The sequence below is a fragment of the Acidovorax sp. BL-A-41-H1 genome (genome assembly GCF_051942715.1).
Genome location: NZ_JBPVJQ010000006.1, coordinates 1,669,083 through 1,695,280, shown reverse-complemented (window position 1 = coordinate 1,695,280; position 26,198 = coordinate 1,669,083). Strand labels below are relative to the sequence as shown.

The following is a 26,198-nucleotide window of genomic DNA, read 5'->3' as shown; positions in this document are numbered from 1 at the left end:
CCGCAGCGCATGCGGTGCAGTGCGCGGGGGGCTGACGCTTGTCGCGGGCTGCGCCCCGCTGCCTGCGGGGCCGTCAGTCTGCCAGAAAGCGCGCGTAGCGCCCAAGGTCCACATTGCCGCCGCTGATGATGATGCCCACGCGCTCGCCATGCAGTTGCTTGCCGCTGCCTTCGGCGCCTGCAAAGACCTGCGCGCCCGCAAAGCCCAGGGCGCCCGTGGGTTCCACCACGATCTTCATGCGCTCGGCAAAGAAGCGCAGCGCCTGCACCAGCTGGTCGTCGCGCACACTGATGAGGCTTTCGGCATGGTCGCGGATGATGGGGAAGGTAAGGTCGCCCAGTGCCTGCGTTTGCGCGCCGTCGGCAATGGTGTGGGGCGTGGGGATGCGCACGATGTGCCCGGCGCGCAAGGACTGCGCACCGTCGTCCCCGGCCTCGGGCTCGACGCCGATCACCTTGCAATGCGGTGCCTTGGCCTTGGCCGCCAGCAGGCTGCCCGCCAGCAGGCCGCCACCGCCCACGCAGACGAACAGGTAGTCGAGGTCAGGCACGTCTTCCAGCAGCTCCAGCGCGGCGGTGCCCTGGCCGGCAATCACGTGCGGGTGGTCAAACGGCGGCACCAGCGTCATGCCGCGCTCCAGCGCCAGCTGGCGGCTGATGGCCTCACGGTCTTCGGTGTAGCGGTTGTAGGTGACCACCTGGGCGCCATATTCGCGCGTGGCGGCCATCTTGGAGGCCGGGGCATCCTCGGGCATCACGATGACGGCGGGCATGTCGAGCAGGCGGGCCGACAGCGCAATGGCCTGGGCATGGTTACCGGCCGAGAACGCCAGCACGCCGCGCTCGCGCTGGTCGTCGGTGAACTGCGCCAGCGCGTTGAAAGCCCCGCGGAACTTGAAGGCTCCCGTGCGCTGCAGGTTTTCGGCCTTGAAGAAAAACTGGGCACCCAGCATTTCGTCGGCGCTGGTAGAGCGCAGCACCGGCGTGCGGTGCGCCATGCCCTTGAGCCGGTGCGCAGCCGCTGCGACATCGTCGAAGGTGGGTGGGGTGAGGCTGGACAGGCTCATGGCGGCATCCTTGGGTCTGGTACCGCGCCATGATAGCGTTTGCACGCTGTTTTGCAGCCAAACCGGCTGCAGGCGCTTGATTTACATGCACCTGCTGCTATGCAAATTGATGCACGGCGCTGCCCCAGGAAGGTGTTTGAAGGCTTGGGGCACACCCTTTCCGCTGCTGATTGCGCAGCAGCGGAGCCGGTCAGTCGTGCTGGCTGAAGGTGCGCAGCGGCGTCAGCGCCGGGAAGTCGCCCGCACGCTTTTGCTTCATGGCCGTGACGGCTTCGCGCACATGCTGGTTGCTCCAGATGGCGCCCTGCAGCCAGCCCATCTGGCGCAGGCTGTCTTCCACCGAATGGTCGCGCGCGTAGTTCACGGCCTGCTTGGTGCCCCAGATGGCCACGGGCGGCTTGGAGGCGATCTCTTGCGCGCATTGCAGGGCGGCGGCCACCATGGCTTCCGCGGTGTCAAACACCTCGTTGACCAGGCCGTAGCCCAGCGCCTTCTGTGCGGGCAGCCGGCGGCCGGTGTAGGCCAGTTCCTTGACCACGCCCAGCGGGATCAGCTTGGGCAGGCGCTGCAGCGTGCCCACGTCGGCCACCATGCCGATGTTGATTTCCTGGATGCAGAAGAACGCATCGGCCGTGGCATAGCGCACGCAGGCGGCCGTGACCATGTCCACGGCGCCACCGATGCAGCCGCCCTGGATGGCCGCGATGACGGGGATGCGCAGGTTGTCGATGCGGGTGAAGGTGGCCTGCATATCGGTGAGCAGGTCGAAGATGGCAGCCCGGCCCTCGGGGCTCTGGTCGTCCATCGTGATGGCGCCACTGAAGGTTTCGAGTGCCATCCCGGCGCTGAAATGCTTGCCGGTGCTGCTGATGACCAGCGCACGCGCCTCGCCTGCCTGGTGCAGCTGCGCCAGCACCGCATCCAGCTCGCGCCAGAAGGTGGGGTGCATGGTGTTCATGGCCTCGGGGCGGTTGAGCACCAGATGGGCCACATGGTCGGTGACGCTGAGGGTGAAGCAGGTGAGTGGGTTCATGGGGCAACACTGTAGTGCGGCAGGTTGCGCGCGAGTCGTCGCGTGGGCGACTTTGGCAGAGTTTGGGTGTTTTTGGCCGCTAGCGCTTGTTCCATATGCCCTGGAAGCTATGAGATAGATAGCGTTCGCTGTGGGTGGATCTGCCCCCGCGAGCGGCCACCCTCAACCCCTCAATCACCACCCCCGCCGCAGCCGCCTCCGCCGTCGCCGTCCGATCCCCCATCGCCGCTGCTGTCGGCCCCGCCAAAATCGTCCGAGCTGCCGCTGTAGCTGCCGTCTGAAAAACTGGTGCCGCAGTACGTGCCGCCCCCGTCGCCGCCCGCGTCACTCTTGCGGGCGATGTCAGTGCAGTCGGGCACGTAGCTGAAGCCGCCGGCAATCGCGAACTTGGCGTCCAGCGCAAACAGCAGCGGCAGTCGGCTGGGCGCCTTGGGATCGATGGATTCTTCCTTGCACGCCCAGAACCAGGCGCGGCGCAGGCCATCGTTGTGGCGCGCCCTGGAGCCCAGGGCTTCGGCAGGCGTGTGGTGCAAGAAGAAACCCAGGGCGTTGTCGCACCAGCCCTTGTAGGCCTGCGTATGCAAGATGAATGCATGCCACAGCGCATCCACCGCGCGCGATGGCATGGCCACAAACTGCTTCTTGCTGCGCAGGCAGGCCATGAAGAACTGCCGCAGGCCGCGTTCGACCAGCTCGCAATCCCGGGTGCTGAGGTGCGGGTAGGCCTCGCGCAGTTTGCGCTGCAAGAAGCGGGGCAGGGGGGCTTCGCGGATGTAGTGTTCGCGCACCGACCGCACCCACTGGCCCATGATGGCCAGCAGCACCACGGTGATGAAAAGGTAGAGCAGCCACACACCCCGCAGCCGCCATGCGCCAGCGGGTACGCCTGCTACTGCCACCACCCAGCCTGCCACTGCCAGCATGGGTAGCTTGCTGCCCCAGCGCAGCACCATCCGTTCTGTGGTCGTTGTGGTCATGGGTCCCTCCTTTTTTTGGTTGTTGTTATTTCTTGCTTGTCCCTGTCCTTCTTTCAGGGTGATTTCATGGCGGAAATGTGACGGTTGCGTGTCAGTGCTGTGAAGCGGGTGCGGGAAGTGTGGTGTCGCGCGCACAGTGGTGCCCGGTCTCCGCGCTCCAGGCTGAGCGAGGGGCAGGGCGAGGCAGGGCTGGCCGCGTGCCGGGCGATCTCAACGCAGCATGCGGCACGGTTTGCCACCGCATGCTGCCGCCTTCGAGCAGGCGGTAGGCGTGATGAGCGTGGTGGCTCAGCGGCGTCGCCCGCCGCCCCCAAAAATGCCGCCCAGCACCCCGCGCAGGATTTCCTTGCCCAGTGTGGTGCCCATGGTGCGCACGGCCGACTTGGCCATGGTCTGCGCCAGCCCGTCGCGCTTGCCGCCGCGCGGGCCGGTGCTGCCAAACAGCACATCGTTGAGTCCGCCCAGCAGGCCGCCGCCGTCCTGCTCCGCGGTGCCTGCTGCGCCAGGCTTGCCGCCAGCCGTATTGGCCTGTGCAGACAGGTCGGCTGCGCGGCCCTTGAGCTTTTCGTAGGCCGATTCGCGGTCCACCACCTTCTCGTACACGCCGGCTACCAGCGAGCCGGCCATCAACGCCTGGCGCTGCTGCGGCGTGATGGGGCCCAGCTGGCTGCCCGGCGGCAGCACAAACACGCGCTCGGTCACGCTGGGGCGGCCCTTGGCGTCCAGAAAGCTCACCAGCGCCTCGCCCACGGCCAGCTCGGTGATGGCGGTTTCGATGTCGAGGCCCGGCTTTTGCCGCATGGTGGTAGCGGTGGCCTTCACGGCCTTCTGGTCGCGCGGGGTGAAGGCGCGCAGGGCGTGCTGCACGCGGTTGCCCAGCTGGGCCAGCACGGTGTCGGGGATGTCCAGCGGGTTCTGTGTGACAAAGTACACCCCGACGCCCTTGGAGCGCACGAGGCGAACCACCAGCTCGATGCGCTCGACGAGCACCTTCGGGGCTTCGTTGAACAGCAGGTGCGCTTCGTCAAAGAAGAAGACGAGCTTGGGCTTTTCGGGGTCGCCGATCTCCGGCAGGGTCTCGAACAGCTCCGACAGCATCCACAGCAGGAAGGTGGCGTACAGCCGGGGCGAATTCATGAGCTTGTCGGCCGCCAGGATGTTGACCACGCCGTGGCCGTCCACCGTCTGCATGAAGTCCTGGATGTCGAGCATGGGCTCGCCAAAGAACTGCGTGCCACCCTGTTGCTCGATCTGCAGCAGCCCGCGCTGGATGGCGCCCACGCTGGCGGCGCTCACGTTGCCGTACTCGGTGGTGAACTCCTTGGCGTTGTCGCCCACGTACTGCAGCATGGCGCGCAGGTCCTTCAGGTCCAGCAGCAGCATGCCGCTGTCGTCGGCAATCTTGAACACCAGGTTGAGCACGCCGAGCTGCGTCTCGTTGAGGTTGAGCATGCGGCCCAGCAGCAGGGGGCCCATGTCGGACACCGTGGCGCGCACCGGGTGACCCTGCTCGCCGAACACGTCCCACAGCGTGGTGGGGCAGGCCAGTGGGGGTGGGATGTCCAGGCCCCGCTCCTTGAGCACCGCCGCCAGCTTCTCGCCGATCTTGCCGGGCTGGCTGGCGCCGGTCAGGTCGCCCTTCACGTCGGCCATGAAGACCGGCACCCCGATGCGCGAGAAGTTCTCGGCCAGGGTCTGCAGCGTCACCGTCTTGCCGGTGCCAGTAGCGCCGGTGATGAGCCCGTGGCGGTTGGCCAGGCCCGGCAGCAGGTGGCATTCGGTGGTGTTGTGCTTGGCAATCAGCAGGGGTTCGGCCATTTCGGGTTTCCTCGGGGGATGAAGGAGCCTCTGCACGCGTCGCGCGGCGGGTGCATCTGCGGTCTCGGGCGGTCTGCTGCGTTGCAAATGCTCGCAATAGCTGCGGCTATTGCTGCGCTTTGCGCCTGGCAGGCCATCCCGATCCGCAGCGCACCCTGGGCGCGCGACGCGTGCCGAGGCTCCGGGTTCGGCAAAAAGTAAAATCCGCCGGTAGATTAAATCAAGACACCCGTATCCATACACCCGCACTAAAGGACTTCTCGTGGCAGGACACAGTAAATGGGCGAATATCCAGCACCGCAAGGGGCGGCAGGATGAAAAGCGCGGCAAGATCTGGACCCGCATCATTCGCGAAATCACTGTGGCAGCCCGCGCCGGTGGCGGCGACCTATCGGCCAACCCCCGCCTGCGGCTGGCGGTCGACAAGGCCAAGGCGGCCAACATGCCGGCCGACCGCATCAAATACAACATCGACAAGGCCACCGGCAATGCCGAGGGCCTGACCTACGAAGAAATCCGCTACGAGGGCTACGGCATTGGCGGTGCGGCCATCATGATCGACACCATGACGGACAACCGCGTGCGCACGGTGGCCGAAGTGCGGCATGCGTTCAGCAAGCACGGTGGCAACATGGGCACCGAGGGTTCGGTGGTGTTCCAGTTCAAGCATTGCGGCCAGCTCATCTTTGCGCCCGGCACCAGCGAAGACAAGGTGATGGAAGTGGCGCTGGAGGCGGGCGCTGAAGATGTTCTGACGGATGACGACGGCGCGGTGGAGGTACTGACCGCCCCTGCAGACTTCGAGGCCGTGAAGAATGCGCTGGAGGCTGCCGGCCTGAAAGCCGAGGTGGCCGGGGTGACGATGCGGCCCGAGAACACCATCGAGCTGACCGGCGATGACGCTGCCCGCATGCAGAAACTGCTGGACGTGCTGGAAGACCTGGACGATACGCAAGAGGTTTATCACAACGCTGCACTGTGAGACTCCCCCTGGGCGGCTGCGCCGCTTCCCCCTCTCTCGCTGCGCGGGAGGGGGACGACGCCCTCGCTGCGGGGCGGCCCTTGCTCGGCGTCCCTTGCATTGGCTGCGACAGTTTTGACGGTTGTGCACAGCGTTTGGCGCGGCGGTCCATTTGATTGAGTTTTTTTCCGAACCCCTGGTAGCTGGTGCAGTGCCAGCAGGGGTTCACCAAAGGTTCCTATGAAAGTACTTGTGATTGGTGGCGGCGGCCGTGAACACGCGATGGCGTGGAAACTGGCCGAGTCTCCCAAGGTGACCAAGGTGTATGTGGCGCCGGGCAACGGCGGCACGGCGCTGGGCGCCAAGCTCGAGAACGTGGCCATCACCGATGTGCGCGAGCTGCGCGCCTGGGCGCAGGCCGAGAAAATTGCGCTGACGGTGGTGGGCCCTGAGGCACCCTTGGCCGCAGGCGTGGTCGACGAGTTTCGCGCCCACAACATGCGCATCTTTGGCCCCACCAAGGCCGCCGCGCAGCTGGAAAGCTCCAAGGCGTTTTCCAAGGCCTTCATGCGCCGCCACGGCATCCCCACGGCCGACTACGACACCTTTACCGACCCGGTGGCTGCCCATGCGTTTGTGGACCGTCTGGGCGCACCCATCGTCATCAAGGCCGACGGCCTGGCCGCAGGCAAGGGCGTGGTGGTCGCCATGACGCTGCAGGAGGCCCACGACGCGGTGGACTTCATGCTGGTGGACAACAAGTACGGCGTGACGCACAACGAGGGTGGCGCACGCGTGGTGATCGAGGAGTTCCTCGAAGGGGAAGAAGCCTCCTTCATCGTGCTGTGCGACGGCAAGAACGTGGTGGCCCTGGCCACCAGCCAGGATCACAAGCGCCTGAAAGACAATGACGAAGGCCCCAACACCGGCGGCATGGGCGCGTATTCGCCTGCGCCCGTGGTCACGGCCGACGTGCACGCCCGCGCCATGCGCGAGATCATCCTGCCCACCATCCGCGGCATGGAAAAGGACGGTATTCCCTACACCGGCTTCCTGTACGCCGGGCTGATGATCGACGCCAAAGGCCAGCCCAAGACGCTCGAATTCAACTGCCGCATGGGCGATCCGGAAACCCAGCCCATTCTGATGCGCCTGAAAAGCGATTTCTGCGACGTGATGGGCGCCGCCGCCGACGGCAAGCTCGACACCGTGGAGCTGCAGTGGGACCGCCGCACCGCGCTGGGCGTGGTCATGGCCGCCCACGGCTACCCCGAGGCACCGCGCAAGGGCGACGCCATCACCGGCCTGCCCGCCGAGGTGGAAGACGCCATGGTGTTCCACGCCGGTACGCAGCTGGCAGATGGCGTGGTCAGCGTCATGGGCGGCCGGGTGCTGTGCGTCACGGTGCTGGCCGACAGCGTCAAGCAGGCGCAAATCCGCGCGTATGACGTGGCGCGCGGCATCCACTTCGATGGTGCCCAGTACCGCCGGGATATCGGCTTCCGGGCGGTCAAATAGCTCCCCCCTGAGTCGCCTGCGGCGCCTTCCCCCCGGAGGGGGACGACGCCCTCGCGGCGGGGCGGCCCTTGCTTGGCGTCCCTGGCATGGGCCGCGCCAGTTTTAACGGCCGCGCAGCGTGGCGATGGCAATGGATCACTGAAATGCAACAACCTGGTTTGAATCCTGCCGCGAGCGTGGCCACCGTGCGCGGTTATCTGCAGGGCCTGCAGGCCCGCATCACCGATGCGCTGGAAGCCGTGGAGGCTGCAGAAGCCGCCAAAGCGGGTGCAGGCGAGGGCGGTGTACGCTTTTTGGCTGACACCTGGAGCAAGCCCCCGGGCGAGATGCTGCAGGGCGATGGCATCACCAAGATCATGGAGAACGGCCTCGTGTTCGAGCGCGCGGGCTGTGGCTTCAGCCATGTACGCGGCCCGCAGTTGCCGCCCTCGGCCACGCAGCACCGGCCCGAGCTGGCGGGCGCGCCGTTCGAGGCCATGGGCGTGTCGCTGGTGTTTCACCCGCGCAACCCATACGTGCCCACGGTGCACATGAACGTGCGCATGATCGCCGCAGGCCACCCCGGCCAGACACCGACCTGCTGGTTTGGCGGCGGCATGGACCTCACGCCGTACTACGGTTTCGAAGAAGACGCGGTGCACTTTCACCGCACCTGCCGCGATGCGCTGGCGCCGTTTGGCGATGACAAGTACCCCCGCTTCAAGCAGTGGTGCGACGAATACTTCTACCTCAAGCACCGCAGCGAGCAGCGCGGCGTGGGCGGCGTGTTCTACGACGATTTCTCGGAACTGGGCTTCGAGCAGAGCCTCGCCATGACGCAGTCGGTGGGCGATGCCTTCCTGTCGGCGTATTTACCCATCGTGGAAAAGCGCAAGGAAACGCCCTACGGCGAGCGGGAGCGTGAGTTCCAGCTCTACCGCCGCAGCCGTTATGTCGAGTTCAACCTGGTGTGGGACCGTGGCACGCACTTTGGCCTGCAGTCGGGCGGGCGTACCGAGTCCATCCTGTTGTCGATGCCGCCGCTGGTGTCGTGGTCGTACCAGCGCTCGGACGCTGCCGATTCGGCCGAGGCAGCGCTCACGCTGCGCTTTCTGGTGCGGCGCGACTGGCTGGCTGAAGCCCCCGGCACGGCAGGTTGAATGGCCCGAAAAGCGCAAAAGCTATAATTTCAATAGCTGCCAGCGCTTTTCGCACTTGCGCCAGAGGCCAAAGACACCTCAAAACCACGCAGCGCGCCTGCGCAACACCCGAGGCGCTGCCCTACTGGCTGCCCGCTGCGTTGCACGCTATATTGACTTATTCCCCTTCTATTCCACGCCTGATGACCACCTCCACCAAATCGGAATCCGCAGCCAAAAAAGACGTCACCAAACTCCAGCGCGCCATCGTCGACGGGCTGGAAGACGTCAAGGCGCAAGACATCCAGGTGTTCAACACCGAGCACCTGTCGCCGCTGTTTGAACGGGTGATCGTGGCATCGGGTACCTCCAACCGCCAGACCAAGGCGCTGGCCGCCAGCGTGCGCGACGCCGTCAAGGAAGCCGGCTTTTCCAAGCCGCGCATCGAAGGCGAAGACAACGGCGAGTGGATCATCGTGGACTGCGGCGCTGCCGTGGCGCACATCATGCAGCCCGCCATCCGCCAGTACTACCGCCTGGAAGAGCTGTGGGGCGAAGTGCCTGTGCGTTTGAAGCTGGGCGCGGCCAAGCCGGTGTCTACCGCCGCGGCCGACCTGGCCGACAAGAAGTCGGCCCAAAAGGCCGCCAAGTCGGACGCGAAGGCCGCCGGCAAGGCACCTGCCAAGAAGGCCGCCGCACCCGCAGCACCCGCCCGTTCCGGCAAGGCCACCGTGAAGGCCGTGGCCAAGAGCGCGGCCAAGGTGGCAGCACCTGCCAAGTCCGCTACAGCCAAGCCACCGGTAAAGGCGGCAGCCGGCAAGCCCGCCACCAAGGCCGGGGCCGCCGCAGTAGCCGCCAAGAAGCCGGTCACTGCCAAGACGCCGGCAAAGACGACTGCCAAGGCCCCGGTCAAAGCTCCCGTCAAGGCGCCAGCGAAGGCACCTGCAAAGACCGCCGTCAAGACCGTGGTGGTCAAGCCCGGTGGCGCCAAGAAGCCCGCCGCCAAGAAGTCGTCGCCAGCCGCCACCAAGGCGCCAGCACGCTCGGCGGCCAGGCCAGCCGCTGCAGGCACCAAGCCCGCAGCCAAGAAGGCCCCGGGCCGCAAGGGTTGAGCGGCACGCGCCCCGTGCGCCCCGCCGGGCGCGCGGCGCGACCTGTGTTCTTTTCGCATCCGGGTTGACCATCCATGAAGCTGCTCATCGTGGCGGTCGGGCAGCGGGTGCCCGACTGGGCCCAGACGGCGTATGACGATTACGCCAAACGCTTTCCCCCCGAACTCAAGGTCGAGCTCAAGGCCGTCAAGACCGAGCCACGCGGCTCCAAGACGCTGGAAACCCTATACGCCGCCGAGCGCGAGCGCATCGAGGCCGCCATACCCCGTGGCACGCGCGTGGTGGCGCTGGACGAGCGCGGCACCAACCTGACCACCAAGGCACTGGCAGAGCGGCTCAAGGGCTGGCAGCTGGGCGGCGACGACGTGGCCCTGGTCATTGGCGGGCCGGACGGGCTGGACCCGGCCTTCCGCCAGGGCGCCCACGAGCGCATCAGGCTGTCTGACCTGACCCTGCCGCACGCCATGGTGCGGGTCCTGCTGATCGAGCAGCTGTACCGCGCCTGGTCCGTCAACGCTGGTCACCCGTACCACCGCGAGTGATCGGGGTGGCCGTGCGTAGCGGGCTGCCTGCTGTGCGCGCAACGGTTGATGCTCCTCTTTTGATAGCTACCAGCGCATGTGATGCAAGCGCTACAGCCCAATTTCACTCAAAATCGCCCCATGCCCGACTTCATCTACCTTGCCTCGCAAAGCCCCCGCCGCCGCCAGTTGCTGGAGCAACTGGGCGTGGCCTACCAGCTGCTGCTGCCCAATGTGGACGGCGACGACGTAGAAGATGCGGAGGCGATCGAAGCCGTACTGCCGGGTGAGGCACCTGCCGCCTATGTGCAGCGCGTGACCGGCCTCAAGCTCGACGCGGCCGTGGCCCGCCGCGTGCGCCGTGGCCTGCCCGAGGCGCCCATCCTGTGCTCCGACACCACCGTGGCGCTGGGCGACACCATCTACGGCAAGCCCGACGATGCCGCGCATGCTGCGCGCATGCTGCAGGCGCTGGCCGGGCACGAGCACCAGGTGCTGACCGCCGTGGCGCTGCAGCATGGCGCACGCCGCCTGCAGGCGCTGTCGGTATCGCGCGTGACCTTTGCTGCGATGACGCCCGCGCAGATCGACGCTTACGTCGCCACCGGGGAGCCCCTGGGCAAGGCGGGTGCCTACGGCATCCAGGGCCGGGCCGCTGCCCATGTGGCGCACATGGCGGGCAGCTATTCGGGCATCATGGGGTTGCCCATGTTCGAGACCGCCAATCTCCTGCACGAAGCAGGTTTTGCCGTCTGAACCGGGCACGGGCCGGAGCGCTGCGGCCCCTACAACGATAAAACCGAGACACCATGCAACAAGACATCCTCATCAACTGGTCGCCCCAGGAAACCCGCGTGGCCGTGGTGGAGCACGGCGCGGTGCAGGAGCTGCATGTGGAGCGCACGCTGGAGCGCGGGCTGGTGGGCAACGTGTACCTGGGCAAGGTCTCGCGCGTGCTGCCCGGCATGCAGTCGGCCTTCATCGACATCGGCCTGGAGCGCGCAGCCTTTTTGCATGTGGCCGATGTGTGGCACCGCCAGCCCGACGGCGAGCCACCGGCCTTTGCGCGCAAGACCGAGCCGCAGATCCCGATTGAAAAGCAGGTGTTCGAGGGCCAGTCCCTCATGGTGCAGGTCATCAAGGACCCCATCGGCACCAAGGGCGCGCGGCTGTCCACGCAGATCAGCGTGGCCGGGCGCCTGCTGGTGTTTTTGCCGCAGGACGACCATGTGGGCGTGTCGCAGAAGATCCCCGGCGCCGAGCGCGACGCACTTCGCGCGCGCCTGCAGGCACTGGTGGGGGACAAATCCACGGGCGGGGGCGGCGGCTTCATACTGCGCACCAACGGCGAGGATTCCACCGACGCCGAGCTCTCTGAAGACATTGCCTACCTGCGCAAGACCTGGGCGCGCATCAAGGAGGCATCGCTCAAGCTGCCTGCAGGCTCGCTGCTGCACCAGGATCTGGACCTGCTGCAGCGTGTGCTGCGCGACATGGTGGGCGAGGCTACGCAGAGCATCCGGCTCGACTCCATGGAGCAGTTCCACCGGCTCCGCGCGTTCGGGCAGGAGTTCATGCCCGCCGCCGCAGGCAAGCTGCAGCACTACAAGGGCGAGCGGCCGATTTTCGACCTGTACTCCATCGACGAGGAAGTGGCCAAGGCCCTGGGCCGCCGGGTGGATCTGAAGTCGGGCGGCTACCTCATCGTGGACCAGACCGAGGCGCTCACCACCATCGACGTGAACACCGGCGGCTACGTGGGTGCGCGCAATTTCGACGACACCATCTTCAAGACTAACCTGGAGGCCGCGCAGGCCATTGCGCGCCAGCTGCGGCTGCGCAACCTGGGCGGCATCATCATCGTGGACTTCATCGACATGGTGCGCGATGACCACCAGCAAGCTGTGCTGGCGGAGTTCAAGAAACAGCTGGCGCGCGACCGGGTCAAGACCATGGCGGGCGGCTTCTCGCAGCTGGGCCTGGTCGAGATGACCCGCAAGCGCACCCGCGAATCGCTGGCCCACATGCTGTGCGAGCCCTGTGAGGCCTGCCAGGGCAAAGGCAGCGTGAAGACCGCGCGCAGCGTGTGCTACGACATCCTGCGCGAGATCCTGCGCGAAGCCCGCCAATTCAACCCGCGCGAGTTCCGCGTGGTGGCATCGGCGCGGGTGGTGGAGTTGTTCCTCGACGAGGAAAGCCAGCACCTGGCGGGGCTGTCGGACTTCATCAAGAAACCCATCTCGTTACAGGCCGAAAGCGCCATGGGGCAGGAGCAGTACGACATCGTGCTGCTGTGATGCGGGGGTGAACGCACCGCGGCCGCTTCGGCGCGGGTGCGTGGTCAGGCAGGCGCCGCCGGGTCGTCATGGCACACCACGCACAGCTTGTTGCCGTCTGGGTCGCGGAAGTACGCAGCGTAGTAGTGCGCGTGGTATTCGGGCCGGAGGCCCGGGGCTCCCTCGCTGCGGCCGCCGTGCGCCAGGGCCAGGGCATGCACTGCATCCACTGCGGCCCGCGTCGGTGCCGTGAAGGCCACCATCTGCCCGTTGCCTGGGGCATGTGGCGCCTGGTCGTACGGGCGCCCGATCAGGAACAGCGGGCGCGGACCGGGTGACGACTGCCAGCCAGCCCATGGGCGGCCGGGTTCCGAGAACCGGAACTCGACCCCCAGTGCGCCGAGTACCGGTTGGTAGAACCCCATCGCCCGGTCGAAATCGGCGACGCCCACCATGATGTGCGAAAACATGGCAATCCTTTCTGGGGCCGCAGGCCAACGCTGCCGGGTGTGTGGGTGAGGCGTGCTGCGCGGCAGGGTGTTGTGCTGGATTGTTGCTATTCAATTAATAGCTATCCAGGCAATTAAATCCTGGGCTTGTGGCCAAAAACGCCTGAAAACTGCCTGAACTTGCTCCACAGGGCCCACAGCTATCCTGGCCCATTGCCTCACAACTTGCGCAGCCGCTCCAGCGCCGCGCGCAGGGTGTCGTCCTTCTTGGCAAAGCAAAAGCGCACCACGCGCTGGTCGAACCCGTCGCCATAGAACGCCGACAACGGAATGGCCGCCACGCCCACCTCGCGGGTGAGCCACTGGCAGAAATCGGCTTCGCCCAGGTCGCTTACGGCGGAAATGTCCACACACTGGAAGTAGCTGCCAGTGCTGGGCAGCAGCCTGAAGCGCGAGCCTGCCAGCCCTGCGCGGAACAGGTCGCGCTTGGCCTGGTAGAAGGCGGGTAGCTGCAGGTAGGGCGTGGGGTCCTGCAGGTAGGCGGCCAGGCCGTGTTGCACCGGCGTGTTGACGGTGAACACATTGAACTGGTGCACCTTGCGGAATTCGGCCGTCAGCGGTGCGGGCGCGGCTACGGTGCCAACCTTCCAGCCAGTGACGTGGAAGGTCTTGCCAAAGCTCGACACGATGAACGCTCGGGCGGCCAGGCCTGCAAAGCGTGCGGCGCTTTGGTGCTCGGCGCCGTCGAACACCATGTGCTCGTATACCTCGTCGCTGATGAGGAGGATGTCGGTCGGGGCCAGCAGCGCTTCGAGCTGGCGCATCTCGTCCGCCGTCCAGATGGTGGCGCTGGGGTTGTGCGGGCTGTTGATGAGGATGGCGCGGGTGCGGGGCGTGATGGCCGCCCCGATGCGCGCAAAGTCGGGCCGGAAGGTGCCGGGCGTGAGGGGCACGCGCACGGCCTTGCCGCCCGCCAGCTCGATGTTGGGCACATAGCTGTCGTAGCACGGGTCGAGCACGATGACCTCATCACCCGGGTGCACGATGGCCAGGATGGCCGTGATGATGGCCTGCGTGGCGCCTGCCGTGATCGTGATTTCGGTGTTGGGGTTGTAGGCCTTGCCGTGCAGCGCCTCGATCTTGCGGGCCACGGCCTCGCGCAACACCGGCACGCCGGGCATGGGCGGGTACTGGTTTTGGCCTGCCTGCATGGCCTGCGTGACGGCGTTCACCAGTGCCGGATCGCATTCGAAGTCTGGGAAGCCCTGGCCCAGGTTCACGGCCTTGTGCTCGGTGGCAAGGGCCGACATGACGGTGAAGATGGTGGTGCCCACGTTGGGCAGCTTGCTGGCAAATTCTGGGGTGCGGGCAGTGGCGTGGGTCATGGCGCGACGGGGGCTGGGCGGCAGGTCAGGGCGGGGAAACAGAGTGGCGGTTTACAGCTCGTAGTCGTTCACATGGCCGGACATCGCCCGAGCGATGAGGTCGCGGCTCAGGCGGTCGCTGAGCAGTTCGGCAAATTTGTACACGAAATTGCGCAGGTACGCGCCGCGTTTGAAAGCCACCCGGGCCACGCTCTGGCCAAACAGGTGGCCCACCGGGCGCACGGCCAGGTCGCCCACCGGGTCGTCACGCATGGCCATCTCGGCCACGATGCCAATGCCCAGGCCCAGGCGCACATAGGTCTTGATCACGTCGGAGTCGATGGCCTCCAGCACGATGCGGGGTTCGAGCTTGCGGTTGGCAAAGGCCTGGTCGATCTTGCCGCGCCCGGTGAAGGACGGGTGGTAGGTGATGAGTGCCTCGTGGGCCAGGTCTTCCAGCCCGATGCGTTCTTTCTGGGCCAGCGGGTGCTCGTTCGGAACGACCAGAACGTGCTGCCATTCGTAGCAGGGCAGGGTGACGAGTTCGGGGTAGTCGGCCAGCGATTCGGTCGCCATGCCGATCTCGGCCACTTCGTCCAGGATCATGCGTGCCACTTCGTGCGGGGTGGCCTGGTGCAGGCTGATGTTGACCTTGGGGTAGGCCTCGCGCAGCCTGGCCACCGGCACGGGCAGCACGTAGCGGGCCTGGGTGTGGGTGGTGGCAATGCTCAGGGTGCCACTGTCCTGCGCGCTGAACTGCTCGCCAATGCGCTTGAGGTTGCCTACCTCGCGCATGATGACCTCAATGCTCTTGAGCACATGCTGGCCCGGCTCGGTAATGCGCTTGAGGCGCTTGCCGTGGCGGGCGAACACGTCCACGCCCAGCTCTTCTTCCAGCTCGATGATCGCCTTGGACACGCCGGGCTGCGAGGTGTGCAGGGCCTTCGCGGCTTCCGTCAGGTTGAGGTTGCGGCGGGCGGCTTCCTGGACGAAGCGGAACTGGTGGAGGTTCATATCTGATTGCACCTAAGGAGGTGCATCATTATGCTCCAGGGTTCTAACGTGTGGGCGCGGAAGGTGGAGTCTCGCAGGCGATTTCTGCCATGAGGGCGGTCATGCGCGGATCTTCGCCCACGGCCTGCTGCACAGCGAATTCGATGCCCGGGTGCGCTGCACGCAATTCTTCCACCAGCACCGGCAGGTCTTCGCGGGCGTGTTTGCCGGTACCCAGAAACATGGGCACCACCGTGATGTGCGTGGCGCCCTGCGCCGCCTGCACTGCGGCTGCGTGGGGCAACGATGGTTCGCACAGCTCGAGGTAGGCACATGCCACCGGTCGCCCGGGCTGCTGCGTGGCGATGCGTTGGGCGACGGCCTCCATGGGGGCACGCCAGAGGGGGTCACGCGAGCCATGGGCAAAAAGGATGATGGAGCGGGTCATGGGTAGAGCAGAAGTGTGTAAATGCGCCAGCGGCTACCGCCGCAGCACCAGCCAGCCAAACGCGGCCAGCGAGAGCACGCTGTAGATCAGGCCCGGCGCTGCCGCCGTGAGCCAGGGGGACCATTGCTGCAGGTTGCCTGCGTAGCCAAACACGTTGTTGAGCAGAAAAAAGCTGATGCCCGCCATGACGCCGCCAAACACATACCCTGCAATGCCGCCCGAGCGAAAGTGCAGGTACGCAAACGGCAGCGCCAGCACCACCATCACCAGGCAGCTCAGCGGGTAGAACACCTTGCGCCAGAACTCGATCTCGTACCGCTGCGCCGACTGGCCGTTGGCATCGAGGTGGCGCACGTACTGGAACAGATCGAGCGTGGCCATGCGGTCGGGTTTGAGCACCGATGCCGACACCATGTCGGCGCTGATGCGCGTGGCCCATTGCAGCGACGGGGCCTGCAGGTGCTCCACGCGGGCGCCATCGTCGCCCTGGTGCTGGAAACTGCTGCGCTCGACTTTCTCCAGGTCCCACGTGCCATCGGCGCCAAACTTGCCCGAGGCTGCCCGGGTCTGCGAAGCCAGGCGGCCCTTGCCATCGAACTCGAAGATGCGCACGCCCAGCATGCCGCCATCAGGGGTGAGGGCGCGCACGTTGACGGCGTACGACCGGTCGTCCTGCTTTTCCTTGAGCCAGGCACCGGTGGCGCCCGTGGTGAGGCGCCCCAGATACTTGGCCTTGACGAGTTGCGCGGCCTTGTCGCTCAGCGGCGCAATGTAGTCGCCCACGGCAAAGGTCAGCACCACAAAGAAACCGCCCAGGGTCAGCAGCGTACGCAGCGCCTTCCAGGGGCCCAGCCCGCTGGTGCGCATGATGGTGAATTCGGAGCTCTGGGCCAGGCGGGCCATCACAAAGATGGTGCCGATGAGCACCGTGATGGGCAGCAGCTCATACAGGTGGCTGGGAATGCTGAGCACCACGAACAGCAGCGCGTGTGACAGCTGGTAGCCGTCGGCGCCGGTCTTGCCCACCCAGCGGAGTTCATCCACCAGGTCAAAGAAGAAGAACAGCGCAAGAAAGCCCGCGGTGACAAAGCTCACGGCCACGAGGGCCTCGCGGTGGATGAAGCGGCGCAGGGTTTTCATGGCTGAACGGCCTGACGGCGCAGCAGGTTACGGATGGACCACTGGTTGTGGCGGGCTGCGAGGATGGCGGCGCCCACCACGAGCATGCCTCCGTGCAGCGACGCCATGAAGGGGATCAGGCCCAGCCTTCCGGCGCCCACCCAGCTTTGGCCCAGCGTCATGAGGTTGTAGTACACGATGAAGGCAAACAGCGCGAACACCAGGCTGGTACTGCGCGCTGCGCGCGGGTTGACGCTGGCCACCGCCAGGCCCAGCACCACGAAGTTGAGCGCAGCCAGCGCCAGGCCTAGCCGCCAGCCCAGCTCCGCCTTGAAGGCAGGCAGAGGCTTCATGAGGAGTTCATGGGTGGGCCGGGTCTTGACGGCCAGCTCTTCTGGCGAGCCTGCGGGTGCGGAGCCGATGCGCGTGCCGTACTCCTCGAACTCGCTGATCTTCACGCCCGGCTGGTCGCGCGATGTCTCCAGCCGCTGCCCGTCGCTCAGGATGGCGATGCGCTCGCCGTTCTCGATGGTGATGCGGGCGCTGCGGGCGGACGTGACGGATTCGCGCGAGCCATCGGTCGCGGCGATGAAGATGTTGTTGCCCGCCTGGTTGTCCGGCGTGTCCTTGTCGATGAAGAACACCCGGCTTCCGTTGGATGACTCCTGGAATTCACCGGGGGCGATGCGGTCGATGTCGCTACGCTGCTCGTAGCGGGTGCGCAGCTCCTGGATCTGCGAATTGGCCCAGGGCCATACCAGCAGCGAAAGAATGGCCGTGATAACGAGCACCGGCCATGCAAACCGCAGCAAGGGCCGCAGCAAGGTGACCAGACCGCGGCCGCTGGCAAACCAGATGACCATCTCGCTGTCGCGGTACATGCGCGAGAGCGTGCCCACCACCGAGATGAACAGGCTCAGGCTCAGGATGGTGGGCAGCTGGCCCAGCACCGTAAAGCCCATCACCAGCATCACGTCCGAAGGACTCACGCTGCCGCGCGATGCCTGCCCGAGCGTGCGGATCAGCATCATGGTCATGACCACGGTCACCAGCACGACAAGGGTCGCCCCGAAGCTGCGGGCCAGCTCCTTGCGAATGGATGAATCGAATAACATAGGCTGAGAGCGTGTTGTGAACTTTTACGTGTCTGCGCAGACATCCGGACCCCGATGCCCTGCACCGCGCTGCACGCTGATATGCGTCCCCTGTGCACGGCGCCCACCATCAGCAGTACCAGTTGCGAGGGACTGTCGGATGACGGGCATGCAGCAGCCAATTCGCCTCACCTGCCAGCCGCCTCGCACAACGCCAAACCACAAGAACTGCAAGATTCGCTCGAAGGAAAACGCCGATTATGAACTTTGATCTCAAGACCCTGGCCCCTGCCGCAGCCGCTTCGGAAAAGTGCGACCTTCTGGTCGTGCTGGTGCCGGAAGGCTTCAAGCCGGGCAAGGATGCGCTTTCTTCCCTGGCAGCGCTGGCGCTCAAGAATGGTGACTTCTCCGCCAAGCCTGGCAAGCACCTGCAGATGTACCAGGTGCCTGCGGTGGCAGCACGCCGCGTGGTGCTGGCGGGCGTGGGCGACGGCACGGCACGCGCCGTTCGCCAGAGCCTGCTGGCGCTCGGTTCTGCCATCAAGGCGCCGCTGACCCGGCGCGTTGTGGTGTGCTTTGCAGCGCCCTCTGTGCCTTCCCAGGCCGTCAGCGCCGCAGTGCAGGCCGTGGCAGAGGCCAGCTATGTGTACACCACCACGAAGTCCAAGGCAGAGCCGCGCATCCTGAGCCGATGCATCCTGGGTGTGCCCGATGCCGCGCAGGTGCGCGAGGGGTTCGATGGCGGGGTGGCGCTGGTGGCTGGGGTAGAGCTGGCGCGTGAATGGGGCAACCGCCCCGCCAACCACGCCACACCCTTGCTGCTGGCCGACGCGGCCAAGGCGCTGGCCAAGCTGCCGCGCATCCAGTGCAAGGTACATGGCCCCGCAGAGGTGGCGCGCCTGGGCATGGGCGCGTTCATGGCTGTGGCCCGTGGCTCCGAAGAGCCCTTGCGTTTTATCGAGCTGCGCTACAACGGCGGCACCCGCACCGATGCGCCGGTGGTGCTGGTCGGCAAGGGCATCACGTTTGACACGGGGGGCATCTCCATCAAGCCAGCTGCCGAAATGGACGAAATGAAGTTCGACATGTGTGGCGCGGCGAGCGTACTGGGCGTGTTCCGCGCGCTGGGCGAACTGCAACCGGCCATCAACGTGGTGGGCCTCATCCCCGCGTGCGAAAACATGCCCGACGGCCGCGCCGTGAAGCCGGGTGATGTGGTCACCAGCATGAGCGGCCAGACCATCGAGATCCTCAATACCGATGCCGAAGGGCGGCTGGTGCTGTGTGATGCGCTGACCTATGCGGCGCGCTTCAAGCCTGCTGCCATGGTGGACATCGCCACGCTGACCGGTGCCTGCGTGATCGCGCTGGGCGGCGTTCGCAGTGGCCTTTTTGCCAACAACGATGCGCTGGCGGCTGCCTTGCAGCAGGCCGGCGACGCAGCGCAGGACCTGTGCTGGCGCATGCCGCTGGACGACGAATACTCGGAAGGCCTCAAGAGCAACTTCGCCGACATGGGCAATGTGGCAGGGCGCGCCGGCGGCTCGATCACGGCAGCCAAGTTTCTGCAAAAGTTTGTGGGCGAAACCCCCTGGGCGCATCTGGACATTGCCGGTACGGCCTGGAAGGGCGGTGCGGCCAAGGGGTCCACAGGCCGCCCGGTTGCGCTGCTGGTCCAGTATCTGGTGGCTCAGGCTGAGGCGGCGGCAGTGGGTGCCCCGGCTGCGGCCTCTGGCCGCGCCAGGGCATCCAGGGCTGCCAAGATTCCCAAAGCCAGCTGACCTTCATGACCGAGGTCGCATTTCATTTCAACGCGCCCGACAAGCTCGCCTATGCGTGCCGCTTTGCGCGCAAGGTGCAGCGAAGTGGATCGCGGCTCGTGATCACCGGGGGGGCCGACACGCTGGCCGCGCTCGACCGGATGCTCTGGCTCATGGCGCCGCAGGACTTCGTGGCGCACTGCCTGGCGGGCGCGGACGAGGAACAGGTCCTGGCGTCCCCTGTACTGCTCGCTGAGGATGCGCGCGGCTCTTTGCACCACGACGTGTTGCTCAACCTCACGGACGCGGTGCCGGAAGGCTTTGGGCGTTTCGATCGGCTTGTGGAGGTGGTCAGTGCGCATGACGAGGCCGACCGGCTGCAGGCGCGTACCCGCTGGCGCCACTACGCCTCGCGCGGCTATGCCATCACGCGCCACGATCTCGTTTTGAAAGGCGGCTGATGGCCATACCACCCAGAACCCCTCCGCGCTTTGTGCCAACGCTCACCGAAGTGGTGCAGGTGCCCGGCGCGAAACCGCTGAGCCCGGCGCCCGTGGTGGGTCCGCGTACCTCCGTGATGCCCCCGCACGCAGTGCCTCCCGCTGTGGTGGCCAGCAGCCCGGCTGGCAGGCCGGCTAACACAGCACCAGTGCAAGCGGCGCCTGCGCCACCGGCTGCTGCAGCCATGCCGCGTGCCAGCATGCCGCCCGCCGGAACGCCGGCTATGGGGGCGCGCGTGGGTGCATTGGCAGCTGCGCCAGTTGCCGTTGCAGGGCCTGTTGCTGCAGCCCGGGTGCCTGCGGCGAATCCATTGCCGGGCGTCGCTTCCGCGGCGCGGCTGGCTGATGGCACCGAGGAGTACGTGGTTCATCGCGTGATGCAGCGCGTGGACGTAGTGCTGGAAAAGCGCCTTCGCGACGCTATAGCCACCGTAGTGCAGGAGCAGACCAGGTCGGTATTGCCCCGGTTGCGCGAGGAGATCGAGTCGGTGGTCCGGCATGCTGTCTACGAGGCTGTTGCCGATGAACTGGCCAGCTCTGCAACGCCCCGTCAGTGAGATGACAGGGTATTCCCCTGTGGGATTTCACGCGTTTTATCGTGTTCCCTAATGATCTGGCCCGTAAATTGCGATATGTTCCCCTGCGTTGAGACACAACCCTATTTCTCAGCGTTTATCTTTACTGGAGATTGATATGCAATTGAAGTTGAAACTGACCGTGGTTGCTGCTATCGCGGCTGCTGCTGGTGTGGCCTCTGCACAAGAGCAGGTGGTCAAGATCGGCCACGTGGCTCCGGTTTCCGGCGCCCAAGCCCACTACGGCAAGGACAACGAAAATGGCGCCCGCATGGCCATTGAAGAGCTGAATGCCCAAGGCATCACCATTGGCGGCAAGAAGATCAAGTTTGAGCTGGTTGCAGAAGACGATGCCGCTGATCCAAAGCAGGGCACGGCCGCTGCACAAAAGCTGTGCGACTCCAAGGTCGCTGGCGTGGTGGGCCATCTGAACTCCGGTACGACGATTCCTGCTTCGAAGGTCTACAACGACTGCGGTATCCCCCACGTCACCGGCGCAGCGACCAACCCCAACCTGACCAAGCCCGGCTACAAGACGACGTTCCGCATCATTGCGAATGACAACGCACTGGGCGCTGGCCTGGCTGCTTACGCAGCCGATACCCTGAAGCTCAAGACGGTTGCCATCATCGATGACCGCACCGCTTACGGCCAAGGTGTTGCCAATGTGTTCAAGACCATTGCAGCCCAAAAGGGCATGAAGGTTGTGGACGAGCAGTTCACCACCGACAAGGCCACCGACTTCATGGCCATCCTGACCGCCATCAAGGCCAAGAACCCTGATGCGATCTTCTACGGCGGCATGGACCCCCAGGGCGGCCCCATGCTGCGTCAGCTGGAACAGCTGGGCATGAGCAACGTGAAGTACTTCGGTGGCGACGGTATCTGCACGTCGGAAATCGCCAAGCTGGCTGCTGGCGCCAAGACCCTGAACAATGTGGTCTGCGCTGAAGGCGGTGCATCGCTGGCGAAGATGCCTGGTGGTACGGCGTGGAAGGCCAAGTACGACGCCAAGTACCCCAACCAGTTCCAGGTCTACAGCCCGTACACCTACGATGCAACATTCCTGCTGGTGGACGCCATGAAGCGTGCCAACTCTGTGGACCCCAAGGTCTACACGGCTGAGCTCGCAAAGTCCAACTTCAAGGGCGTGACTTCGACCATCCAGTTCGAACCCAACGGCGAAATGAAGAACCCTGCCATCACGCTGTACGTGTACAAGGACGGCAAGAAGACTCCGCTGTAATCAGGCGGGCACGGGGCTGGCCATCATTGGTGGCCACTCCGCTCAAGCAAAAGGCTTCCCGACGGGAAGCCTTTTTTCATGGGCATTTCAACGCGCGCCAACGCGATGTTCGAGCGCATGAGTCCAGTTCTTCGGCAGAGCCCAAGGAGCTGGCTTCACCCGCACGGGGTAACGGCGGGGCTCAGCCGCGGCGGGGCAGGGGGTGGCGTTTCAGCGACGGACCTGTAGCGAACCGGGATTCACGATGTTGGTCGGTGTGCCCTTGATGAAGTTGACCACGTTATCAAACGCCGCGCCAAAGTACAGTTCGTAGCTGTCTTGCTCCACATACCCGATGTGGGGTGTGCAAATGCAGTTCTCGAGCCGCAAAAGCGCGTGGCCCTGCAGGATGGGCTCGCTCTCAAAGACATCCACAGCCGCCATGCCCGGCCGGCCGCGGTTAAGTGCGGCAATCAGCGCATCCGATTCGATCAGCTCGGCACGGGATGTGTTCACCAGCAAGGCGGTGGGCTTCATGCACGAGAGGTCCTCCAGTGACACCACTCCACGCGTCTCATCGGTCAGGCGCAGATGCAGGGAGATCACATCGCACTGGGCAAAGAACTCTTCCTTGGTGGTGGCAGCCTGGTAACCGTCAATCAGCGCCTGTGCGCGCGACGCTTCGCGACCCCACACACGCACGTTCATGCCGAACGCACGGCCGTACCCGGCCACGAGCTGTCCAATGCGTCCGTACCCCCAGATACCCAGGGTCTTTCCGCGCAACACAGTACCCAGACCAAAGTTGGCAGGCATGGACGCAGTCTTGAGGCCCGACTGCTGCCATGCCCCATGCTTGAGGTTGGAGATGTACTGCGGTAGCCTGCGCATGGCAGCCATGACCAGGGCCCAGGTCAGTTCGGCGGGCGCCACGGGGGAGCCGACTCCTTCGGCAACCGCGATGCCGCGTTCGGTGCAGGCTGCCACATCCACATGGCTGCCCACCTTGCCAGTCTGGGCGATCAGCTTCAAACGGGGCAGTTTCTCGATCAGCTGGCGGCTGATGTGCGTGCGTTCACGCACCAGAACGATGATGTCGGCGTCCTTGAGCCTGACCGAAAGCTGGCCGATGCCCTTGACGGTGTTGGTGTAGACCTTGGCCGTGTAGGCATCCAGCCGGGAAGCGCAATGAAGCTTTCGCACCGCATCCTGGTAGTCATCGAGGATCACAATATTCATCCTCATATTGTGCCTTGCAGCTCTACCGTGGCCCCGAATGCTGGCGAGTGAGGAATCAGGTAGAGAGGGCAGACCCGCGTGCAGTGAACCGCCCCGGGTTTCGAGGAGGCTCAACACTCTGAGAGGATTGAGCCATGAAGAAGACGAACAAGTTCTCGCCTGAGGTGCGTGAGCGCGCAGTGAGGATGGTGCAGGAGCAGCGCGGGGAGTACCCTTCACTGTGGGCCGCCATCGAGTCCATCGCCGCCAAGATTGGCTGCGTGCCACAGACACTGAACGAATGGGTCAAACGCGCCGAAGTTGATGCAGGTACGCGAGAAGGTGTCACCACGGCCGAAGCCCAACGGGTCAAGGAGCTGGAACGCGAGGTCAAAGAATTGCGCCGGGCCAACGAGATATTGAAGCTGGCCAGCGCGTTTTTCGCCCAGGCGGAGCTCGACCGCCGGTTGAAGTGATGTACCGGTTCGTGGACGAACACCGCGAAGTCCACGGGGTCGAGCCGATGTGCAGGCTGCTGCAGATCGCCCCGTCGGCCTATCGCAGGCATGCAGCCCGGTTGCGCGACACCGGCCTGCTCAGCCACAGGGCCCGGCGCGATGCGGTGTTGATGCCGACCATCGAGCGGGTGTGGAACGCCAACTTGCAGGTCTACGGCGCCGACAAGGTGTGGATGCAGCTGAACCGCGAGGGCGAGGTCGTTGCTCGGTGCACGGTCGAGCGCCTGATGAAGCGAATGGGGCTGCAGGGTGTCAGACGCGGTAAGGTGATTCGCACGACCATCAGTGACCGTAAGGCACTGTGCCCGCTGGACAAGGTGAATCGGCAGTTCCATGCACAGCGGCCGAACCAGCTGTGGGTCTCGGACTTCACCTATGTCTCTACCTGGCAGGGCTGGCTCTATGTGGCATTCGTCGTTGACGTCTTCGCCAGGCGCATCGTGGGCTGGCGCGTGAGCACATCGATGACCACGGACTTCGTTCTCGATGCTCTGGAGCAAGCGCTGTACGAGCGGCAACCCGAGCGCGACAGCAGCCTCATTCACCACTCGGATCGCGGCTCGCAGTACGTTTCGATTCGGTACTCGGAACGCTTGGCAGAGGCAGGGGTCGAGCCGTCTGTGGGCAGCAAAGGCGACAGCTACGACAACGCCCTGGCCGAGACGATCAACGGCCTGTACAAGGCCGAGGTGATCCACCGACGGACTTGGAAGACCCGCGAGGCAGTCGAGCTCGCCACGCTGACGTGGGTCTCGTGGTTCAACAACCATCGTCTGATGGGGCCGCTGGGCTACATCCCGCCTGCTGAAGCTGAGGCAAACTACTACCGCCAACTCGTCGAGCAATCAGCTGCAGTGGCATGAGCACTTAAACCAAACAGCCTCCGCGAAACCCGGGGCGGTTCACAGCGTGCCCAGAGCGCGGCTGATGAATCACCGCGAGAAAGCCCCGGTTATGTGGGATGGACGAAAGCCTGTTTCGGTCTTCAGCGCAGGCCAGGACACAAGCAGCAAGCCCGGTGGCTTGCGATGCACCTACGCTGGGCAGACGGGGGTCAGGTAGCCATGCTCCGGCGAAGCTGCAGGGCCTCAAACGCGGCCAGCCTGTCCAGTTCTGCGCATACATCTGCCATTCGACCTGAAATGGCCAACCGGCCCGAACCTGGGTCAGCAAAACGGCGCACAGCGCAGGGCACTCGCCGGCCGGGGCTCTCAGGTGCTCCCAGAGACGTCAACGGTGTGCGCCGATGCGCAGCGGGCGGGGCAGCCCTAAGACCGCGCGCGCTGCTGACAGGTCTTGATACTGGCTGAGCGGGGCCTGAGAGCGGCCGCACCGTAAAGGGCCAGTTGCCCCGCAGAGGAGGCTTGTGAACTGGGGTTACCGACGGCACGGGCGGCCGTTGACCTTGGGCCAAGGTTGAACGCCGCACAAATTGCCGCAAGCCGGGAGTGTCCAATGGGTCAGCGGCCATATCCATATCGGGGTGAACGCTGTCGTTGGCAGCGGCAGGTTCAGCGCTCCAGACCGGTGCACCGCCGGTCGTGGGCTCTCGGCCGGATTGCATCCACAGCACGAGCTTGGAGAGGTGCCGTGGGAGGGCGTTGAAAGCAGGTAAAACAATTCCCATGTGAAAACTCCGAATTTCGGGGGTTGGACATAGGCAGGATTGCAAAACCACTCGCGCAACACCTCCCCTGCAGCTGGTAGAAACCGCTGTTCTGGAAGAACCTGCACAAGGAGATACCGGCTGAGCTGCAGGGCTGGCATGCCACGAGGACACGCCAAACGCCCGCCACCTGCAGTCAACCGTGGTGGGGCTACATGAGCATCGTGTTGCGGATCAACCCGACGGCGAGGCCTTCGATTTCAAAGGGTTCGCCGGGCTGGACCACGATCACGGGATAGTCGGGGTTTTCGGGCAACAGTTCGATGGAACTGGCTGTGCGCCGCAGCCGCTTGACGGTGACGTCATCCCCCAGGCGCGCGACGATGATCTGGCCGTTGCGGGCTTCTCTGGTGGACTGCACGGCCAGCAGGTCACCGTCCATGATGCCAGCGTCGCGCATCGACATGCCCCGCACCTTCAGAAGGTAGTCCGGCTTGTGCTGGAAAAGGCTGTTTTCAACGCAGTAGGTCTGGTCGACGTGTTCCTGCGCGAGAATGGGAGAGCCGGCGGCCACGCGGCCCACCAGGGGCAGAACGAGTTGCGAAAGACCCGGTATGGGCAGGCTGAACTGGCTGCCTCGCGCCGCGTTGATGGACCGCACGGTCTCATTGCGCAACCGGATGCCGCGGGAGGTGCCGCTGACAAGTTCAATCACGCCCTTGCGGGCCAGGGCCTGCAAATGCTCTTCTGCGGCATTGGCCGACTTGAAGCCCAGTTCTGCCGCGATTTCGGCCCGTGTAGGGGGCGCGCCTGTGCGTGCGATCGCAGTCTGGATGAGATCCAGGATCTGTTGCTGGCGGGCCGTGAGTTTCGGGTTGTCGAGCATGAAGGGCTCCGTGGAGTAGCGCTACGTGGAGGGACTGGTTTTT

24 protein-coding genes and 1 other annotated feature are annotated in these 26,198 nt (G+C 65.2%); of the genes, 12 read left to right on the top strand and 12 right to left on the bottom strand.

Annotated elements, in window-relative coordinates; all coding sequences use genetic code 11:
- Window positions 1-73: 73 nt before the first annotated feature.
- From ACTPOI_RS21045 to ACTPOI_RS21030, 4 genes are all read right to left on the bottom strand, one after another.
- A complete protein-coding gene (locus ACTPOI_RS21045) occupies window positions 74-1,066 on the bottom strand; it encodes a threo-3-hydroxy-L-aspartate ammonia-lyase (RefSeq protein WP_440112391.1) in 993 nt (330 codons plus the stop codon).
- 190 nt (window positions 1,067-1,256) lie between these two features.
- A complete protein-coding gene (locus tag ACTPOI_RS21040; RefSeq protein WP_440112389.1) occupies window positions 1,257-2,099 on the bottom strand; it encodes an enoyl-CoA hydratase-related protein in 843 nt (280 codons plus the stop codon).
- Between the two features lie 170 nt (window positions 2,100-2,269).
- Window positions 2,270-3,076: a glycine-rich domain-containing protein gene (locus tag ACTPOI_RS21035; RefSeq protein WP_440112387.1), complete on the bottom strand. Its 807-nt coding sequence runs from the start codon at window positions 3,074-3,076 to the stop codon at window positions 2,270-2,272.
- Window positions 3,077-3,364: 288 nt separating this feature from the next.
- Window positions 3,365-4,894 carry a helicase HerA-like C-terminal domain-containing protein gene (locus ACTPOI_RS21030; protein ID WP_440112385.1) on the bottom strand — a complete coding sequence of 510 codons (1,530 nt, stop codon included), beginning with the start codon at window positions 4,892-4,894 and terminating at the stop codon, window positions 3,365-3,367.
- A gap of 262 nt (window positions 4,895-5,156) precedes the next feature.
- Here ACTPOI_RS21030 and ACTPOI_RS21025 point away from each other — a divergent pair, with 262 nt between their 5' ends.
- The 7 genes from ACTPOI_RS21025 (at window position 5,157) to rng (ending at window position 12,421) form a co-directional block, all read left to right on the top strand.
- Window positions 5,157-5,876, top strand: a complete 720-nt coding sequence (locus tag ACTPOI_RS21025; protein WP_440112383.1) for a YebC/PmpR family DNA-binding transcriptional regulator — start codon at window positions 5,157-5,159, stop codon at window positions 5,874-5,876.
- A 219-nt stretch (window positions 5,877-6,095) separates the two neighbouring features.
- Window positions 6,096-7,373 (top strand): phosphoribosylamine--glycine ligase, encoded by a 1,278-nt coding sequence (purD, locus tag ACTPOI_RS21020; RefSeq protein WP_440112381.1) that lies wholly within the window; start codon window positions 6,096-6,098, stop codon window positions 7,371-7,373.
- A gap of 143 nt (window positions 7,374-7,516) precedes the next feature.
- The gene (gene hemF / locus ACTPOI_RS21015; RefSeq protein WP_440112379.1) at window positions 7,517-8,512 is read left to right on the top strand and encodes an oxygen-dependent coproporphyrinogen oxidase; all 996 of its coding nucleotides are present in this window, start codon (window positions 7,517-7,519) and stop codon (window positions 8,510-8,512) included.
- Between the two features lie 182 nt (window positions 8,513-8,694).
- A complete protein-coding gene (rsfS, locus tag ACTPOI_RS21010; RefSeq protein ID WP_440112377.1) occupies window positions 8,695-9,603 on the top strand; it encodes a ribosome silencing factor in 909 nt (302 codons plus the stop codon).
- 74 nt (window positions 9,604-9,677) lie between these two features.
- Window positions 9,678-10,145, top strand: a complete 468-nt coding sequence (rlmH, locus tag ACTPOI_RS21005; protein ID WP_010458753.1) for a 23S rRNA (pseudouridine(1915)-N(3))-methyltransferase RlmH — start codon at window positions 9,678-9,680, stop codon at window positions 10,143-10,145.
- A gap of 120 nt (window positions 10,146-10,265) precedes the next feature.
- Window positions 10,266-10,880: a Maf family protein gene (locus ACTPOI_RS21000; protein WP_440112375.1), complete on the top strand. Its 615-nt coding sequence runs from the start codon at window positions 10,266-10,268 to the stop codon at window positions 10,878-10,880.
- Between the two features lie 53 nt (window positions 10,881-10,933).
- Window positions 10,934-12,421 carry a ribonuclease G gene (gene rng, locus ACTPOI_RS20995; protein WP_440112373.1) on the top strand — a complete coding sequence of 496 codons (1,488 nt, stop codon included), beginning with the start codon at window positions 10,934-10,936 and terminating at the stop codon, window positions 12,419-12,421.
- Between the two features lie 44 nt (window positions 12,422-12,465).
- Here the strand turns inward: rng and ACTPOI_RS20990 are convergent, their stop codons facing one another.
- From ACTPOI_RS20990 to lptF, 6 genes are all read right to left on the bottom strand, one after another.
- A complete protein-coding gene (locus tag ACTPOI_RS20990; protein WP_440112371.1) occupies window positions 12,466-12,870 on the bottom strand; it encodes a VOC family protein in 405 nt (134 codons plus the stop codon).
- A gap of 197 nt (window positions 12,871-13,067) precedes the next feature.
- Window positions 13,068-14,234 carry a pyridoxal phosphate-dependent aminotransferase gene (locus ACTPOI_RS20985; RefSeq protein WP_440112369.1) on the bottom strand — a complete coding sequence of 389 codons (1,167 nt, stop codon included), beginning with the start codon at window positions 14,232-14,234 and terminating at the stop codon, window positions 13,068-13,070.
- Window positions 14,235-14,285: 51 nt separating this feature from the next.
- Window positions 14,286-15,227 (bottom strand): CysB family HTH-type transcriptional regulator, encoded by a 942-nt coding sequence (locus ACTPOI_RS20980; RefSeq protein WP_440112367.1) that lies wholly within the window; start codon window positions 15,225-15,227, stop codon window positions 14,286-14,288.
- A gap of 43 nt (window positions 15,228-15,270) precedes the next feature.
- A complete protein-coding gene (locus tag ACTPOI_RS20975; protein WP_440112365.1) occupies window positions 15,271-15,654 on the bottom strand; it encodes a sirohydrochlorin chelatase in 384 nt (127 codons plus the stop codon).
- A 33-nt stretch (window positions 15,655-15,687) separates the two neighbouring features.
- Window positions 15,688-16,794: an LPS export ABC transporter permease LptG gene (gene lptG / locus ACTPOI_RS20970; protein WP_440112363.1), complete on the bottom strand. Its 1,107-nt coding sequence runs from the start codon at window positions 16,792-16,794 to the stop codon at window positions 15,688-15,690.
- Window positions 16,791-17,888, bottom strand: coding sequence for an LPS export ABC transporter permease LptF (gene lptF, locus ACTPOI_RS20965; protein ID WP_440112361.1), 1,098 nt, complete (start codon window positions 17,886-17,888; stop codon window positions 16,791-16,793). Before lptF ends, lptG begins: the two co-directional genes overlap by 4 nt.
- 239 nt (window positions 17,889-18,127) lie before the next feature.
- Between lptF and ACTPOI_RS20960 the strand changes: the two genes are divergently transcribed.
- The 4 genes from ACTPOI_RS20960 (at window position 18,128) to ACTPOI_RS20945 (ending at window position 21,948) form a co-directional block, all read left to right on the top strand.
- Window positions 18,128-19,648, top strand: a complete 1,521-nt coding sequence (locus tag ACTPOI_RS20960; protein ID WP_440112359.1) for a leucyl aminopeptidase — start codon at window positions 18,128-18,130, stop codon at window positions 19,646-19,648.
- A gap of 5 nt (window positions 19,649-19,653) precedes the next feature.
- A complete protein-coding gene (locus ACTPOI_RS20955) occupies window positions 19,654-20,088 on the top strand; it encodes a DNA polymerase III subunit chi (RefSeq protein ID WP_440112357.1) in 435 nt (144 codons plus the stop codon).
- 224 nt (window positions 20,089-20,312) lie between these two features.
- The gene (locus ACTPOI_RS20950) at window positions 20,313-20,684 is read left to right on the top strand and encodes a hypothetical protein (RefSeq protein WP_440112355.1); all 372 of its coding nucleotides are present in this window, start codon (window positions 20,313-20,315) and stop codon (window positions 20,682-20,684) included.
- A 136-nt stretch (window positions 20,685-20,820) separates the two neighbouring features.
- Window positions 20,821-21,948 carry a branched-chain amino acid ABC transporter substrate-binding protein gene (locus tag ACTPOI_RS20945; protein WP_440112353.1) on the top strand — a complete coding sequence of 376 codons (1,128 nt, stop codon included), beginning with the start codon at window positions 20,821-20,823 and terminating at the stop codon, window positions 21,946-21,948.
- A gap of 210 nt (window positions 21,949-22,158) precedes the next feature.
- On the opposite strand, the gene ACTPOI_RS20940 is transcribed toward ACTPOI_RS20945, so the two are convergent.
- Window positions 22,159-23,166 (bottom strand): D-2-hydroxyacid dehydrogenase family protein, encoded by a 1,008-nt coding sequence (locus ACTPOI_RS20940; RefSeq protein WP_440112351.1) that lies wholly within the window; start codon window positions 23,164-23,166, stop codon window positions 22,159-22,161.
- Between the two features lie 134 nt (window positions 23,167-23,300).
- Between ACTPOI_RS20940 and ACTPOI_RS20935 the strand changes: the two genes are divergently transcribed.
- Window positions 23,301-24,526 (top strand): IS3 family transposase gene (locus tag ACTPOI_RS20935; protein ID WP_440108155.1). Its coding sequence is split into 2 segments (ribosomal slippage): window positions 23,301-23,589 and window positions 23,589-24,526, totalling 1,227 coding nucleotides; the frame shifts between segments, so codons are not numbered across the junction.
- Window positions 23,579-23,695, top strand: a sequence feature (AL1L pseudoknot). (Overlaps the previous gene by 117 nt.)
- A 954-nt stretch (window positions 24,527-25,480) precedes the next feature.
- Here the strand turns inward: ACTPOI_RS20935 and lexA are convergent.
- On the bottom strand, window positions 25,481-26,155 hold the full coding sequence (gene lexA / locus ACTPOI_RS20930; RefSeq protein ID WP_069105745.1) for a transcriptional repressor LexA: 675 nt from the start codon (window positions 26,153-26,155) through the stop codon (window positions 25,481-25,483).
- Window positions 26,156-26,198 lie beyond the last annotated feature (43 nt).